This window comes from Streptomyces halobius, from assembly GCF_023277745.1.
Taxonomy (GTDB): domain Bacteria; phylum Actinomycetota; class Actinomycetes; order Streptomycetales; family Streptomycetaceae; genus Streptomyces; species Streptomyces halobius.
This window is the reverse complement of the sequence record NZ_CP086322.1, coordinates 8,982,297-8,996,737: the sequence shown is the minus strand read 5'-3', so window position 1 is coordinate 8,996,737 and position 14,441 is coordinate 8,982,297. Positions and strand designations below refer to the sequence as shown.

Here is a 14,441-nt window from a genome sequence, read left to right as displayed (position 1 = left end):
CGTGCGTGGCCCCTCCGGGATAGAAAGGGAGGTATGGACGAACGCACGAACCCGCCCGAAGCCGTAGCCGACGTCGACGCCGTGACCCGCGCCGTGCTGACCGCCTCCCGAGTCCTGGTCGCCGTCTCCGCCCGCTCGCTCACCGCTGTCGAGGACAAGGTGACGCTGCCGCAGTTCCGGCTGCTGGTCGCGCTCTCCACGCAGGGCACGGCCAAACTCGTCCAGGTCGCCGAGTGGTTGGGGGTCAACCCGTCCACCGCGATGCGCATGGTCGACCGCCTCATCGCCGCCGGGTTCGCGGACCGGCAGGTCAACCCGGACAACCGGCGCGAGACCCGGCTGGGGCTGACGGAGCAGGGCCGCCACATCGTCGAGGAGGTCACCGCGCGCCGTCGCCGGGAGATCGCCACCGTCGTCGAGCACATGCCTCCCGGGCAGCGCGCCTCACTGGTCGAGGCCCTGACCGCGTTCGCCGACGCCGGCGGAGAGCCGGCCGCCCCCGGCGCCGGCCGCGACCCGTATCCCCTGGGCTGGCCCGACCCGCCCGGCGCCGCCGCGTCCTGACGACGAAGCGGTCCCGACGAAGCAATCCCCACGAAGCGATCCGCACGTCGCGTGCGGGCTTCATTTGCCCTGTGCAAACATAGGGATCTCCGTCATCGTTCCAACGGTGGTGGGCACACGGCGGCATGAGACGGCTCCCAGCGCTCATGCCGCCGCGCACCCACCGAAGGATCCGCCATGCCCCGTAAGGTCAAACCCACCCCGTCCCCCACCGGCTGGCGCCGCCGGATCGCGCGCGCCCCGATCCATCTGTACCGCTGGCACCTGGGCGCGCTCATAGGCAGCCGCGTCCTGCTGCTCACGCACACCGGCCGTAAGAGCGGACAGCCCCGCCAGGTCGTTCTGGAGATCACCGGCCGCGATCCACGGACCGGCGCCTACCACGTGGCCTCCGGCTTCGGCCCCACCTCGCAGTGGTATCGGAACATCCGGCACAGCCCGCAGGTCACCATCCAGGTCGGACGGCACCGCACCGCTGCGGTCGCCCGCCCCATGACACCCGAGGAATCCGGCCGCGCCATGGCCGACTACGCACCCCGCCACCCGCGAACCGCCCGCCGCCTCATGGGAATCTGCGGCATCGAGACCGACGGCAGCACCGAGGACTACTACCTCGTCGGCCGTGACCACATCCCCTTTGTCGAGATCACCCCGACGCGAGGAAAGTGACCCGGCCAGGGCCACACACGAGGCGCCGAACACAGCCGCGAGCGGGGCGGCGGTGAGCTGTCCGGCCGGGATGGCGACGAACGAACCGAGGTTGTCGTACGACGAGATCGGGGACACACCATCTTGGGAATGTGCTCCCGCAGTGTGGTTTCCCACGCGATGCTGTTGAAGCCCAGGCCCGGCCCCGCGACGAATGCGGCAATCGCCGGCCAGTAGACATTCGCCGCCAGGCCAAGGGCGATCAGCGGGAGCGCCACCAGCGTGCTGCCTGCTTGTGCGAGCGGCGGCAGACGCTTCACGGTGATGCGATACATCACCAGCGCCATCAGGAGAACGCCTGCCGCCTTGACACTCAGGACGATGTCCCAGGAGGTCTCGCCGATTCTCTCGTCGGCGATGAGTGGTCCGAGAACCGTCCGGACCCCGAGTGGACTTGGTTGGCGGCACCGAAGGAAGCGACGCTTGCCCCTACCCGGGTACGTGACCTGAATTCGGCCCATCCGCCACGGAGATCGGCGAGTGGGCTCCTCTTCCGGGCCGGCGTTTTGGTGCGCAGTCTCAGCCGGGCCATGCACATCGCCACGACGCGGAACGATGCCGCCCACCCATCCGCCACCAGGCACCGGCGATTCGGCGTCCGCGCCGCCGCGCGGCTTCGGGCCCACGACCCCGCTCCCGACGGGTGGCGGGCTGGCCATCACCCAGGACCTCGGGTTAAGTTAGGTAAGGCTTACCTTATGGAGGTTCTGGATGAGTGTCACCGCTTTCCGCGCGACGGAGCCGAGCGCAGCGGAACAGGCCCGTTCCGTGCTCGCCGCCGCGGGCTCCCTGACGGTCTCCACGGACGGCTACCGCTGTGACCTGGTGGGACGTCATATCCTTGACGGCAAAGGCCGGTTGTGGCTGCGGCTACCGGCCGACGGTCACCTCGCCGCCAGAGTCGCCTGCGCGCCACGCGGCGCCCTGGCCGCTCTGCTGGCGTTCACCGATGTCGCCCCGATCGCCGTCCGGGATCGTGTACGGTCCCGGCTGACGCTCTCCGGGTGGCTGACCGTGGAGGACGCAGAAGCGGACTCGGAAGCGGAAGTGGACAGTGTCGACCTCCGCCTGGACCTCGCGCGCGTCACCCTCGAAACAGCGGCCGGCGCCGTCGACGTCGGCCTCGACGAACTCGTCCTGGCCGAGGCGGACCCCCTGACCGCCTTCGAGGCACGGATGCTCACCCACCTGGCCGACGCCCACCCCGACGCGGTCGCGGAGCTGACGCGCCTGGTGGACCCGCGCCACCTGCACGGCGTCGTCCGTGTATGGCCGCTGGCCCTCGACAGGTACGCGATCACGCTCCGCCTTGAGCACGCCCGGAGCCACCACGACGTCCGCCTGCCCTTCCCCACCCCACTGCGCGAAGCGAACCAGATCACCCGCCAGATCCAGACACTGCTGGCCCTCGCCCGCACCTGTCCCCGCCGGCGTCGACCGGTCACCCGGCCATGACACAGGAACCCCCGCCCACACCCACGCCCCCGTCGCCACCCCCACGGGATCTCGTGGCGGCGATCATCCGCGCGGAGCCACTGGCCACCGCCCTCTGCACGCCGCCGTCCCACGAACCCCGCACCCGCCCGCCCGCCGCCCGAGCGGAGGACGCCCCCGTATCCGGCGGATCATGACCCGCCTTCCGCTCCCCCGCCGTGCTCCCTCTCCCTACCTCGCTCACTGTTTCCCCATCCGCTCCTACTTCGCGCTCTCTTTTCCCCCGGCTATTTTCGCTCCCTCAACGACCTTGTCCAGAAAGGCATTCAGGTTTCGCACGGTGCGCGCGATCCGCTCCTCCAACGGCAGCGTTTCCTCGTGCCGCCCGGCGAGCTGGGACCGCTTACGCCCACGGACATAGAGCGAACACGCCAGATCGGCACAGAGATACGCCCCCACGGTGTTCCCCTGCCGCCCCGCCGGCCCGGCGCGTCGGGCCGCGAGCAGACTGACACCGGAGCCCGGGTGCCCGGTCACGCACATGGAGCACACCGTCGTCTTGGTGAAACTCCGCCGCACGCCCTGCGGCACCCGCAACGTCACACCCATGAGCCCGTCGCCCCGCGGCGCCACCAGATAACTCCGGTCGGGGGCTCCCGGGTCACGCCACCCCAAGAAGTCCAGATCCGCCCAAGGAAGCTCGGCCAGCCCCACGGGCAGATGGATTCTGCCGGCCTCCCCCTTCGAACAATTAACAAAAGAAGCACGTATCGCTTTTTCACCTACGGGGTCCATAATCGCCGAAACTAACAGCGCGAGCGGGGCCCCGTCGCCCGATTATTCTCCGCCGGGTACGGCCGGCCACCGCGATGGGCCGCAGGGCCGGCACACAGGCCGACCGGCCCCTGTCCGACGCTCTCGGGTGAATCCACGCTGAAAGTGTCACCAGGCGCATCACCGCAGGAACCCATATCCACGGACGTGTAGGCCACGAACCCGGACACGAGAAAGGGAAAGGCGGTGGAACGATGGAGCTGCCCCTGGTCGTAGGAGTGGACGGATCGGACTCCGGTTTCCGCGCGCTTGACTGGGCGGTCGACGAGGCAGCGCTCCATGGGCTTCCACTGCGGCTGGTGCACGCCTCCGAGTGGGAGCGTTACGAGGGACCGGTGTCGACAACGAGCCTGAGCAGCCGCTCCGGGCGGGCGCTCGCCGACACCATCGTCGGAACCTCAGCGGAACGTGCCCGCCACCGCAATCCGGGCGTCAAGGTATCGGCACAGGTGCTGGCCGAGGACACGGTGGCCGCACTGCTGCGGCAGGGCCGCTTCGCGTCGGCCGTGATTCTCGGGGCGAGGGGACGCAGCGCATTCGCGGGCATGTTGCTGGGGTCCGTCGGCCTGGCGGTGGCGGCGCGGGCGCCCTGCCCGGTCATCGTGGTGCGTGGGGACGAGGCCCTGGCGGGACGGCACGGGCGGATCCTCCTCGGTGTCGGGGACACGGCAACGGGATCGGCCGCCGTGCAGTTCGCGTTCCGCGAGGCCGAGGCCCGCGGCTGTGCCCTCGATGCCGTACGGGCCTGGCGGTGCCCCGCGCACGAGTCCGGCGACCATGCCACCGACCGTCCACCGCACACCCAAGCGCCCGAGCGCTACCATGAGGAACGGGCGTCCGCCCTGCTGGACGAGGCCCTCGCCGAGGCGGTCGAGGCCCACCCGACGGTGCAGGTACGCCGTGTCACCGTCGAAGGTCCGGCACACAAGGTGCTGGTGCCGCGCTCCTCCGCCGCCGACCTCCTCGTCGTCGGAGCACGGCGCCGCCAAGACAAACCCGGCCTCCAATTGGGCCGGTTGAGCCACACCGTGCTCCATCACGCCGACTGCCCCGTGGCGGTCGTACCGCAGGCCGCCTGAGCGACCGCGCCGGCCGCGGCGACGTACGCCGTGCCCGGCCGTCTGACGAATTGGCGGCCGGGTCATCGCCCCGATCGCGACTGCCCCGTCGTGTGCGCGCCCACGCATCTCCGCGTCCGAATGATCCGGCGCCGGTGTCATGCACAAGAATCCGGCGCGGGTGTCATACAGACAGGCCCCGCCGTTCGTGTGAGGAGTGTCCGGCCGGACACAGAACAGGCAGAACTGACTGCGACTCACCAGGAAACGGGAGAACGAGATGTCCAAGACGCGTGCCCGGGTCGTCGGCGCACTGTCCGTGTTGATGCTCACCGGCTCGCTGTTCGGCGCCGGTACGGCTGCCGCGGCGGACGGCGCGGAGGCGAAGGGCGCCGCCGACTGCGGGGCCAACGAGATCTGCTTCTGGGTCGACAATGACATGCCGGGCGCACCCACCTGGCGCTGGTCGCCGGGCAGCGGCACCCTGAACCTGCCGCCCGAGCTGCACGACAACGTCGGCTCCTTCCAGGCCAACGTCGCCGGCTGCTTCATCGACACCGACCCGTTCGAGAAGCGCGGTGTGGTCTCCGGTGACTACTCCAACGCCTACAAGGCCGACGGCAAGTTCGGCGGCCGCATCGACCAGGTGGCGCCGGGCTGCTGACCTGCAGGCCGGGCCGTAGCTGACGCGTCCTGGGACATCCGCGTGTCCCAGGACGCGTGCGCGGGCCGGCGGGGGAACGACAGGACCGTGCGACGCGGATCCTTCCCCGGTCAGCCCCCGAACGGTACGCCGGCCAGCCCCTGACCCACGCCCGGCAGCACCAGGACCGAGCCGGCGAGCGGATCCGGACGGTTCTGGCCGGTGCGGGCCGTGGTGATGTAGAGGTCGCGCAGGTCCGGGCCGCCGAAGGCGCAGGCGGTGGGGCGCTGTACGGGGAGCTCCACTGTGCGGTCGAGGTGGCCGTCCGGGGTGTAGCGGCGGATCCGGCCACCGTCCCACAGGGCGACCCAGACGCAGCCGTCGGTGTCCACGGTGAGTCCGTCGGGGTAGCCCGCGCCGGGCTCGATGGCGGTGAACTCCCGCCGCTGGGCTATCCGTTGGCCCTCGGCTCGGAGGATGTCGATGCGCCGGGTGGGGCTGTCGACGTAGTAGACGCGGGTGCCGTCCGGGCTCCAGCCGGTGCCGTTGCTGACCGTGACATCGTCGAGCAGAACGGTGGTCGAGCCGTCGGGCGCGATACGGGTGAGGGTGCCGCCGCCGGGCGCCTGGTCGTAGCGCATGGTGCCCGCCCACAGGGTGCCGTCGGGTGCCACGGCGGCGTCGTTGCCGCGGCGGCCCGGCACCGGGTCCCGTACCAGCCAGGTGAACACGCCCTCGGTGTCGTAGCGGCCGATGCCGTCCCGGAGATTGACCACCAGGCCGCCCGCGGCGTGTGGTTCGGCGGCACCGACGTGCTGTTCGGTGGCCATGACGGTGCGGCGGCCGGTGGCGGGATCCCAGGTGTGGACGCGGGAGCCGAGGATGTCCACCCAGATCAGCCGCCGCGCGGCCACGTCCCAGGTCGGGCCCTCGCCGAGCTCGGCCTCGGCGCGTACCGCGAGTTCGGCCCTCACCGGCTGCCCCGGTGCCCCAGGCCTGCGGAGAGATCGCCGGCGCCCTTCTCGGCCAGCTCGGCCAGTTCGCGTTCCCGGTCCTGGCTCCAGCGCACCATGGGCACGGAGACGGACAGGGCCGCGACGACCGCGCCGGAGCCGTCCTTGACCGGGGCGGCCACACAGCTGACGTCCGGGTTGGCCTCGCGGTGCTCGACGGCGATGCCCGCCGTCGTGATGTCGGCGAGCTCCTCGCGCAGGGTGTCCGGGTCGGTGATGCTGTTCGGGGTGAGGGCGACGAGTTCCTCGCACTCCTCCAGGCGGGCCTCCAGCTCCTCGTCGGGGAGCGAGGCGAGGAGCATCTTGCCCACGGCGGTGCAGTGTGCGGGCAGCCTGCGGCCGGTGACAGAGACCATGCGTACGGCGTGGGTGGAGTCGACCTTGGCCATGCTGCTGCTCCCTTCGACGACGAGTCGGAAGGACATCCGGGGCTGGGAGCGCAGAGCCGCACCGGTCCGCCGGGCCTCGCCCGGCCCCACACCGTGCATGGCGCGGAACGCACGGGCAATGGCTTCGCCCGAGCGGTAGCCGTAGCGCATCGCGACGTCCAGCAGTGTCCGCTCCCCGGCGAGCACCTCGGCGCCCGCCACGGTCAGCCGTCTGCGGCGAATGTACTCCGACAGCGGTAGGCCGGACAGCGCCGAGAACAGCCGGCGGAAGTGGTATTCCGACGTCACCGCGATCCGCGCGAGGTCGGCCACGTCGACCGGCTGGTCGAGACGCGACTCGATGTGCTCCATGGCCTGGTTCAGCCGCTCCAGCATCCCGGTGTCCTTCCCCTTCGCTCACTCACGTGAGGAAGGTCCCACCCTGCCGGACCCGACATCCTGTGCCCGACGGGTCGGGTCGACGAACGTCCGCGGCGACTTCCGGCGAACGTCCGGAGCGACTCCCGGAGGGTCAGTCGCGGTCGACCTCTTCGTGGCGGATGGTGCCGTTCATCGCGTCGACATCGAACGTGGTCTTGAGCCAGTCCTTCGTGGTCACGACGTCGACGATCCAGGTGGGGGTGCCGTTTTCGGTGCCGAGCTCGACAGAGGTGACCGTGCCCTTCCTCTTGGCCAGGGCCTTCCCGACCGCGTCTTTCCACGACACCTTGGCCTTGGCGAGGACATCGGCCAGTTCCCGCTCGTCGTCCACGCCCTGATGCGTCGCGAGCTGGGACTCGACCACCTTCCCGGAGACGGCGTCGACCCGGCCCGTGTGTGCGGTGCCGTCCGTGGTGGCGACCTCGGTGGCCCATTCCGGACCGCCGTCGCGAGCGTACTTCAGCTCGATGTCGACGAGCTTGCTTCCGGAGACCTTCCCCACGGCCGCTTCGGCTGCCTTGTCGTAGCCGATCTTGGTGGCCGAGATCAGGTCCTTGCGGTCGGCCTGGTCCGCGGAGAGCGTCGGATCGGCTGTCGGGCTCACGGTCGGTGTCGCGGCCGGTGTCGGCGACTCGGTGGGGCGCGGCGTCTCTCCGGCGCCGTTCCCGCAGCCCAGCAAGAGCGCCGAAGCCGCGGCAGCGCACACCACGGTGATCACCCGGCCGCTCGTCAGGCGTCGACGACTGAACTCCGCGCATACGGGCTGAGCGTTCATACGCGCATCCGTAACCTCCCGCCGCCGCGGAGATGTGACGCGGCGCCGGAAATCACCCGTCCCGACGACTGACGCCCCTGGCGCGGGCCCGGGATGGAGTGCGCCGCCTGGACCGGATGGACCTCCCGGACCCCGAGGTGCTGCTCGCCGATCCGGCGGGTGCCGCCCTGCCCGAGCGGGGGGATCTGCGCCAAGCCGTGCTGGACGGTGTGGTGGCGTCGGTCCGCAAGCGGCCGGACAAGTCCCGCTGGGACGCGGCGTGGGCGCTCCTGGTCCGGGCGGTGGAGACCGGGGCACCGGACCTGGTGGTCGTCCCGGCGACCACACTCGCCACGCTGCGCCGTGCGGACTGGGACGTACCGGCGTCGATCGAGCAGCTCGCCGGGGTGGTGTCCCTGTCGCAGCGAGGGGACCAGGCGGCGGCCCGGACCGCGGTCGCCGCGAAGGCGGGCCGATGACCACGAACGCATCGGGGGCACTGGACCTCGACAAGCTCTTCGCCGCACGGCTGCACGCCGCCCGGGTCCGGCCCTACTTGGCGACGGCGCTGTTCGCGCTGCACACCGTGGAGTCGCGGCGGGTACCGACGATGGCCGTCGACCGGTACTGGCGGTGCTACGTCTCGCCGGCGTTCGTGGACCGTACGCCGGTGGAGGAACTGGCCGGAGTATGGGTGCACGAGGTGTCGCACCTGCTGCGCGACCATCACGGACGCGGTGACCGGGTCGCGCGGGAGCGCGGGCTGACCGGCCCGGGGGAACGGCTGCGGATGAACATCGCGGCGGACTGCGAGATCAACGACGATGTGTTCGGTGACGGCCTCGCCCGGCCCGAAGGCGCGGTCGGTCCGGCGGCCTTGGGGCTGCCCGAAGGGGAGCTCATGGAGGACTACCTGCGCCAGTTCCGGCTCGGGCCGTACACGCAGAGCCTGGCCTGGCTGGACTGCGGCAGTGGCGCCGACGGACTGGCACGCGAATGGGACCTCGGCCCGGACGGCGCGCACGGCCTCAGCGAGCAGGAGCGGGACGCGGTGCGGTTCCGCGTGGCGCAGGGCGTCACCGGCCGACCGGGGAATGCGCCGAAGGGGTGGCAGCGGTGGGCGGAGGAGGCGCTCCACCCGCCGCAGCCGTGGCGGGAGTTGCTGGGAGCGGCGGTCCGCTCGGCAGTCTCCGGCTCCGGCGCGGGCGAGGACTACACCTACGGCCGGCCCTCGCGGCGCTCGGCCGGGGTGCCCGGCGCCGTTCTGCCGAGCCTCCCGGACCGCCCCGGATCTCCGTGGTCATCGACACCTCCGGCTCGGTCAGTGACGCCGAACTGGGCAGCGCGCTCCTGGAGGTCGCCGCGATCTCCCGTGCCGTGGGCGGCCGTCGGGACCTGGTCTCCGTGCTGCCGTGCGACGCGGCCGCCCGGGTCGTGCACCCGCTGTGCCGTGCCGAGGGGATACCGCTGGTGGGCGGCGGGGGTACGGATCTGCGCACGGGCTTCGCCACGGCACTCCGGGCGCAGCCCCGCCCCGATGTCATCGTGGCCCTGACCGACGGCCAAACGCCCTGGCCGGACACCCGACCACCGTGCCGGACGGTGGTGGGTCTGTTCCCCCGGCAGCAGGCAGCCCGGTCGTGGGACGAGAACGATCCCGACTACGTCCCGGACGCGCCGCCGGCGTGGGCACGCGTGGTGGGCATCGGGTCGACTCCGGGCGGTCGGTGAGCCCCTGGCCCTGCAGGATCAGGGGCTGATTCTCTCCTCGCGGCGGTTCATGGCGGCCTCCTGGCATGCGCTGCGCATGGGCTACCGGCTGCCGGGGTGTTCCTGCATCTGGAGGAAGCGGCCGTGCCAGGTGTGGTACCAGACGTCGCCGCTGGTGGCGTGGACCGAGAGCATGCCGACGATGCGGTCGCCGCGCAGGGTGTGCAGGGTGTAGTAGCCGGGGAACCGTTCCGGTTCGGCGGCGTGCAGGCCGGGGCGGTGGTCCCGCAGCCACCGGTCGGCGATCCGCACCGCCTGGTCGGGGCCGATCGCCGCGGCACCGGCCCGGTCGAGGGCGGGCATCATGCCGTAGGCGGTGTTCCACACCATGGCCGGGCCGAACTCCAGCTGGACGGTGCGGCTGCCGGGGTCGATGAGCACCGCGGTGGCGCCTTTGCCGTCCCGGTCGAGGAGTTCGGCGTAGTAGCCGTTGCTGAACTGCATGACGTCCCCGACGTGCAGGTCCCACCGGTCGGCGAGGCGCTCCGCCGCGCGGTCCGCGTCCGCCAGGGTGCGTACCGGCCCTGTGCTGGAGACCGTGCCCGTCATCGCCCCGGGGCCTGGCCGCCATGGGGAGCTGGGTGCGCTGCCGGCGACCCAGACGATCGAGGCGATCAGCGCCGCGAGCGCGGTGGCGAGCACGGCCAGCGGCAGCCATCGGCCGTGCGGCCTGGTCATTATGGCCTCGGACGATGCTGGGCGAGGCGTTCGCGTGCCTCGGTGTAGGTGTCGGTGTCGATCTCGCCGGAGGCGTAGCGGCGGTCGAGGATCTCCTCCGGTGTCTCTCGCGGTGGCCGACCACGGCCTTGAGTGTCGTCGCGTCCGGGAGCGTCGTCGCGTCCGGCCGGGCGCTGGGTGAGGCGGACCACCGCCCACACGACCAGGCCGATCAGCGCGATCCACAACAGGGGCATGAAGGCCATCCAGACCCAGCCGCCGCCGTTCCAGTACATCACCGTCCTCACCTCCGCGAAGACGCTGCTCTCTTGGTAAAGACGCTGCTCTCTTCAGTCTGCGTGGACCGGTGCGCGGTGCCAGGGGCCCTTCGGCCCCGCCATGGTGTGCCGACGACCCCTTCCTTTACAATATTCCATGGATTAATGGAGGAAGCTATGGAAGCCATGGGAGATGCCCTGCCCAGCGGGGGCAAGGCCGACCTGTTCGACGCTTTCGCCCGCACCGGAAAGGCGCTGGCCAGCGGAAAGCGCTTGGAACTGCTGGATCTGCTGGCCCAGGGCGAGCGCACCGTGGACGCGCTCGCGAAGGCGGCCGGACTGCATCTGACCACCGCCTCGGCCCACCTGCAGACCCTCAAACAGGCCGGGCTGGTCGCCACCCGGCGCGAGGGGGTACGCGTCCACTACCGGCTGGCCGGGCAGGACGTGGCCGCCCTGTACGCCCTCCTGCGGAAGGTCGCCCAGGCCCATCAGACCGATGTCGAGCCCGCCCGCGTCGCCCTCCTCGGCGACGACCGGGCACCGGAGGTCGGACGCGAGGACATGCTCGCCCGCGCGGAGGCGGGCAAGGTGGTGGTCCTCGACGTCCGCCCCGCCGAGGAGTACGCCGCGGGGCACATCCCCGGTGCGGTCTCCATCCCGGTCGACCAGCTTGCCGAGCGGATCGCGGAGTTGCCCGACGACATCGAGGTGGTCGTGTACTGCCGCGGCGAGTACTGCGTCATGGCGTACGACGCCGTGCGGCTGCTGAGCGCGCACGGGCGCAAGGCCGTCCGGCTGAGCGACGGCATGCTGGAGTGGCGGCTGGCCGAGCTGCCGGTGACCACCGGGACCGCCGCATGATCCCCGCACACCCGGCACCGGCGGACGGGCCGGTCTACCTGGACTACAACGCCACCACCCCCGTCGACCCCGGGTGGCCGAGGCCATGCGCCCGTATCTGACGGACTGGTTCGGCAACTCCTCCGGCAGCCACATCCACGGCACGGAACCCCGGCGCGCTGGCCCCACGCCCGCGGCCGGGTCGACCCCGTCTCCCTGGCCGACGCGCTCACCGAACACACCGTGCTCGTCCCGGTCATGGCCGCCGACAACGAGCCCGGCGCCCTCCAGCCCATCGCCGACCTGGCCCGCATCACCCGCGAACACGGCGCGCTCTTCCACTGCGACGCCGCCCAGGCCGCCGGGAAGATCCTCCTGGACGTCAGCGGGCCGGGCGTGGACCTGCTGACCGTGGCCGGGCACAAGATGTACGCGCCAAGGGCATCGCCGCCCTCTACGTACGTCCCGGCGTGGCGCTTGAACCGCTCGTCCACGGCGGCGGCCAGGAGGACGGCCTGCGCGCCGGCACCGAGAACGTCGCCCTCGCCGTCGCCCATCGCGTTGCGAGGCGGAAAGCCCCCGGTCGCGACCGGACACGGACACGAGCACAGACACAAGCACGGACAGGGCCTTCGGCACGGGGCCGTCCCCGACGGTGCCGGGACAGCACAACCTTCAGTACCGCCCCGCCGGGACGGCCGGACACAGGAGTAGGCATGCAGCAGGACCGGGAGCTGGCCCAGGTGCAGCGCGCGCACTGGCAGCAGACCTACGCCGCCCATCCGGGCATGTACGGCGATGCGCCCTCCGCTCCCGCCGCCCACGCGGCCGCGGCCTTCGCCGCGTCCGGTGCCCGGGATGTGCTGGAGCTGGGAGCCGGGCACGGGCGCGACGCCCTGTTCTTCGCCCAAGAGGGCTTCACCGTCCAGGCCACCGACTTCTCCCCCACAGGGCTGGAGCAGCTGCGCAAGGCCGCCGGCCACCGGAACCTGGCAGGCCGGGTGAGCACCACCGTGCACGACGTACGCGAGCCGCTGCCGCTGCCGAACGCCTCGGTGGACGCCGTCTTCGCGCACATGCTGCTGTGCATGGCGCTGTCCACCAAGGAGATCGTGCGGCTCGTCGCCGAAGTCCGCCGCGTCCTGCGGCCCGGCGGCACCTTCGTCTACACCGTCCGCCACACCGGCGACGCCCACTACGGCACGGGAATCGCACACGGCGACGACATCTTCGAGCACGGAGGCTTCGCCGTGCACTTCTTCGACCACTCCCTCGTCGACACGCTGGCGAAGGGCTGGATGCTGAAGGAGGCCGACGCCTTCGAGGAAGGCGACCTGCCACGCCGCCTGTGGCGCATCACCCAGGCCCTGCCCCGGGTGCACGCCGACTCCACGGCCGCACCGGACCTGGTCGTCGACGGCGGCGATCTGCTCTGCGTCCAGCTCCTGCTCCGCCTGCGCCGCGAGACCGCCCATGCCCCCGCGGGGACACTGGTCCATGTGCGCGCGAACGACCCGGCGGCTCCGTTGGATCTGCCGGCGTGGTGCCACCTGACCGGCCATCACTACCTCGGGCCGGTGCCCGATACCCGCCGTGCGACCTACGCGCTGCGGCTCGTCACCGCTCCGATCCGCACCCGGCCGGATGCCCCCTGGCACCGGCCCGAGCGGGCCGGGAGAACGCATCAATCGCCCCAGATCTTGCGGTAGGCCTGGCGGTAGCCCTCCGAGTCCCAGGACAGTGCGCCACCGCTGTTGGCGGCGGTGGCGATGTGGACGGGGGCGACGTACCCGCTGTCCGGGGCGTCGGCGAAGGCGCGGTTGAACTCGTCGATGATCTGCCAGCCCTGTTCGGAGAGGGGTTCGGGCACGGTGGCGGCCTGGAACTTCTTGCCGTTGACGCGCTGGAAGGCCGACGGGTCACCGTCACCGGCACCGATGTTGAACGGGGCGCCGGCGCCGTCCTTGCCCGCCGCGCGCAGGGCGGGGGCGGCGTGCTGGAAGTACAGGTCGTTGATGGCGGCGGAATGGGTCCACTCGCGTCCGAAACGGGACAGCAGGGAGCGGACTTCCCCGAGAGAGCGGCTGCTGGCCTGGGGGATGGGGATGTCGGTGTAGCTCAGCAGCTTGGTGCCGGCGCAGGTGGCGAGTTGCTTCTTGATCAGATCGGACTTGCGCTTCGCGAAGGGAATCGAGGCGTCGGTGAACAGGACGACGCCCGCGCGTCCGTTGGAACGGGCAATGATCCAGTCCGCGCTGATCTTCGCGACGTCCTCGACCCGGGAGGTGATGTTGCTGAAGAGTTGCGGATCCTTACTGGGGCCGGGAGCTGCGGTGGCGTGCCAGCCGATCAGCGTAATCCCGGCCGTATTGGCCTTTTTGACGTCCTCCGCGACGATCTCGGGATCAAAACCGCCGATGACGATGCCATCCGGCTTGAGGCGGAGGGCCTGCTGGAAGGCGGCCCGAATGCCGTCGGGCGTGCCCTGGCCGTTGAGGGTGCGGGCGTGCCATCCGACGATCTTGGCGGCTTCCTGGACACCTTGGGCGACTCCGGCGACGCCGGGATTGGTCAGGGTCTGGGCGATGTAGACGACGGTCTTGCCGTGGACGGCCCTGGGCCCGGTGGTGGGGCCCTTCCAGGGGGCGTTGACCTCCTCGGCCTTCTTGACGGCCTGCTTGGCTCTGGAGAGGGCGGCGGGGCATCCGGGTGTGTCGGAGCTCCTGTGGGATGCGGTGGTGCCGGCGCCGGGTTCGCAGCCGGCGGTGGCCATGACCAGGAGTGCGGCGGCTGTCACGACCGCCTTGCGGGTGGGGTGCACGGGTCTCCTCGCAGGGCGAGTTGAGGATACGGGTTGGGGTGGGGGGAGACAGGTTACGGGTGGCGGTCCTCCGCGGGGCATCCACCGCGATGGGCCCAACGGGCCAAACGCGACAAAGAGTTGAATACCGCTGGGCCGTTGAGGGTCATGTGTTGCGCACGTGTGCACAAGCGGTAGTGTTCGCGGCCGGTTGGGCATGTGGCGCGATCTTTTCGCTCGCATTTGGGGCGAACTTCGCAAGCGTCACGCTCCCCC

Annotated in this window: 15 protein-coding genes and 2 pseudogenes; 10 read left to right on the top strand and 7 right to left on the bottom strand. The window is 71.2% G+C overall.

Features of this window, described 5'->3' with window-relative positions; genetic code table 11:
- Positions 1-33: 33 nt before the first annotated feature.
- The 3 genes from K9S39_RS40800 (at position 34) to K9S39_RS40790 (ending at position 2,727) form a co-directional block, all read left to right on the top strand.
- Entirely contained in the window at positions 34-564 is a 531-nt protein-coding gene (locus K9S39_RS40800; protein WP_248868318.1) for a MarR family winged helix-turn-helix transcriptional regulator, read from the top strand.
- 177 nt (positions 565-741) lie between these two features.
- On the top strand, positions 742-1,233 hold the full coding sequence (locus K9S39_RS40795) for a nitroreductase family deazaflavin-dependent oxidoreductase (RefSeq protein ID WP_248868317.1): 492 nt from the start codon (positions 742-744) through the stop codon (positions 1,231-1,233).
- A gap of 750 nt (positions 1,234-1,983) precedes the next feature.
- Entirely contained in the window at positions 1,984-2,727 is a 744-nt protein-coding gene (locus K9S39_RS40790) for a DUF2470 domain-containing protein (RefSeq protein WP_248868316.1), read from the top strand.
- Positions 2,728-2,967: 240 nt separating this feature from the next.
- Here the strand turns inward: K9S39_RS40790 and K9S39_RS40785 are convergent, their stop codons facing one another.
- Entirely contained in the window at positions 2,968-3,501 is a 534-nt protein-coding gene (locus tag K9S39_RS40785) for an FBP domain-containing protein (RefSeq protein ID WP_248868315.1), read from the bottom strand.
- Between the two features lie 233 nt (positions 3,502-3,734).
- Here K9S39_RS40785 and K9S39_RS40780 point away from each other — a divergent pair, with 233 nt between their 5' ends.
- Together K9S39_RS40780 and K9S39_RS40775 are read left to right on the top strand one after the other, a co-directional pair.
- Positions 3,735-4,619 (top strand): universal stress protein, encoded by an 885-nt coding sequence (locus tag K9S39_RS40780; RefSeq protein WP_248868314.1) that lies wholly within the window; start codon positions 3,735-3,737, stop codon positions 4,617-4,619.
- A 259-nt stretch (positions 4,620-4,878) separates the two neighbouring features.
- A complete protein-coding gene (locus tag K9S39_RS40775; protein ID WP_248868313.1) occupies positions 4,879-5,262 on the top strand; it encodes a hypothetical protein in 384 nt (127 codons plus the stop codon).
- A 110-nt stretch (positions 5,263-5,372) separates the two neighbouring features.
- Here K9S39_RS40775 and K9S39_RS40770 read toward each other — a convergent pair whose 3' ends face one another.
- The 3 genes from K9S39_RS40770 to K9S39_RS40760 form a co-directional block, all read right to left on the bottom strand.
- Positions 5,373-6,215 (bottom strand): SMP-30/gluconolactonase/LRE family protein, encoded by an 843-nt coding sequence (locus K9S39_RS40770; protein ID WP_248868312.1) that lies wholly within the window; start codon positions 6,213-6,215, stop codon positions 5,373-5,375.
- Positions 6,212-7,018: an IclR family transcriptional regulator domain-containing protein gene (locus K9S39_RS40765; protein WP_248868311.1), complete on the bottom strand. Its 807-nt coding sequence runs from the start codon at positions 7,016-7,018 to the stop codon at positions 6,212-6,214. The genes K9S39_RS40770 and K9S39_RS40765 overlap by 4 nt, the downstream gene beginning before the upstream one ends.
- 136 nt (positions 7,019-7,154) lie before the next feature.
- Positions 7,155-7,838, bottom strand: coding sequence for a PepSY domain-containing protein (locus tag K9S39_RS40760; protein ID WP_248868310.1), 684 nt, complete (start codon positions 7,836-7,838; stop codon positions 7,155-7,157).
- A 107-nt stretch (positions 7,839-7,945) separates the two neighbouring features.
- Here K9S39_RS40760 and K9S39_RS40755 point away from each other — a divergent pair.
- Together K9S39_RS40755 and K9S39_RS40750 are read left to right on the top strand one after the other, a co-directional pair.
- Positions 7,946-8,296: pseudogene (locus K9S39_RS40755) on the top strand (AAA family ATPase); the annotation flags it as partial.
- Positions 8,293-9,548 (top strand): annotated as a pseudogene (locus K9S39_RS40750) (vWA domain-containing protein). The pseudogenes K9S39_RS40755 and K9S39_RS40750, both read left to right, overlap by 4 nt.
- A gap of 81 nt (positions 9,549-9,629) precedes the next feature.
- Here the strand turns inward: K9S39_RS40750 and K9S39_RS40745 are convergent.
- Positions 9,630-10,265 (bottom strand): hypothetical protein, encoded by a 636-nt coding sequence (locus K9S39_RS40745; RefSeq protein WP_248868309.1) that lies wholly within the window; start codon positions 10,263-10,265, stop codon positions 9,630-9,632.
- Positions 10,265-10,540, bottom strand: a complete 276-nt coding sequence (locus K9S39_RS40740; protein ID WP_248868308.1) for an SHOCT domain-containing protein — start codon at positions 10,538-10,540, stop codon at positions 10,265-10,267. The genes K9S39_RS40745 and K9S39_RS40740 overlap by 1 nt, the downstream gene beginning before the upstream one ends.
- Positions 10,541-10,699: 159 nt before the next feature.
- Between K9S39_RS40740 and K9S39_RS40735 the strand changes: the two genes are divergently transcribed.
- The 3 genes from K9S39_RS40735 (at position 10,700) to K9S39_RS40725 (ending at position 13,074) form a co-directional block, all read left to right on the top strand.
- Positions 10,700-11,386, top strand: coding sequence for an ArsR/SmtB family transcription factor (locus K9S39_RS40735; RefSeq protein ID WP_248868307.1), 687 nt, complete (start codon positions 10,700-10,702; stop codon positions 11,384-11,386).
- Between the two features lie 222 nt (positions 11,387-11,608).
- Positions 11,609-12,079: an aminotransferase class V-fold PLP-dependent enzyme gene (locus K9S39_RS40730; RefSeq protein WP_248868306.1), complete on the top strand. Its 471-nt coding sequence runs from the start codon at positions 11,609-11,611 to the stop codon at positions 12,077-12,079.
- A 2-nt stretch (positions 12,080-12,081) separates the two neighbouring features.
- Positions 12,082-13,074, top strand: coding sequence for a methyltransferase domain-containing protein (locus tag K9S39_RS40725; RefSeq protein WP_248868305.1), 993 nt, complete (start codon positions 12,082-12,084; stop codon positions 13,072-13,074).
- Here the strand turns inward: K9S39_RS40725 and K9S39_RS40720 are convergent.
- Positions 13,050-14,186 (bottom strand): substrate-binding domain-containing protein, encoded by a 1,137-nt coding sequence (locus K9S39_RS40720; RefSeq protein WP_248868304.1) that lies wholly within the window; start codon positions 14,184-14,186, stop codon positions 13,050-13,052. The two genes, K9S39_RS40725 and K9S39_RS40720, sit on opposite strands and share 25 nt — an antisense overlap.
- Positions 14,187-14,441: the final 255 nt, after the last annotated feature.

What these genes read in the sequence shown, in the direction of transcription:
- K9S39_RS40800 (WP_248868318.1), top strand. Translation starts at nt 34, where the DNA reads ATGGACGAACGCACGAACCCGCCCGAAGCCGTAGCCGACGTCGACGCC.
- K9S39_RS40795 (WP_248868317.1), top strand. Translation starts at nt 742, where the DNA reads ATGCCCCGTAAGGTCAAACCCACCCCGTCCCCCACCGGCTGGCGCCGC.
- K9S39_RS40790 (WP_248868316.1), top strand. Translation starts at nt 1,984, where the DNA reads ATGAGTGTCACCGCTTTCCGCGCGACGGAGCCGAGCGCAGCGGAACAG.
- K9S39_RS40785 (WP_248868315.1), bottom strand. Translation starts at nt 3,501, where the DNA reads ATGGACCCCGTAGGTGAAAAAGCGATACGTGCTTCTTTTGTTAATTGT.
- K9S39_RS40780 (WP_248868314.1), top strand. Translation starts at nt 3,735, where the DNA reads ATGGAGCTGCCCCTGGTCGTAGGAGTGGACGGATCGGACTCCGGTTTC.
- K9S39_RS40775 (WP_248868313.1), top strand. Translation starts at nt 4,879, where the DNA reads ATGTCCAAGACGCGTGCCCGGGTCGTCGGCGCACTGTCCGTGTTGATG.
- K9S39_RS40765 (WP_248868311.1), bottom strand. Translation starts at nt 7,018, where the DNA reads ATGCTGGAGCGGCTGAACCAGGCCATGGAGCACATCGAGTCGCGTCTC.
- K9S39_RS40760 (WP_248868310.1), bottom strand. Translation starts at nt 7,838, where the DNA reads ATGAACGCTCAGCCCGTATGCGCGGAGTTCAGTCGTCGACGCCTGACG.
- K9S39_RS40745 (WP_248868309.1), bottom strand. Translation starts at nt 10,265, where the DNA reads ATGACCAGGCCGCACGGCCGATGGCTGCCGCTGGCCGTGCTCGCCACC.
- K9S39_RS40740 (WP_248868308.1), bottom strand. Translation starts at nt 10,540, where the DNA reads ATGTACTGGAACGGCGGCGGCTGGGTCTGGATGGCCTTCATGCCCCTG.
- K9S39_RS40735 (WP_248868307.1), top strand. Translation starts at nt 10,700, where the DNA reads ATGGAAGCCATGGGAGATGCCCTGCCCAGCGGGGGCAAGGCCGACCTG.
- K9S39_RS40725 (WP_248868305.1), top strand. Translation starts at nt 12,082, where the DNA reads ATGCAGCAGGACCGGGAGCTGGCCCAGGTGCAGCGCGCGCACTGGCAG.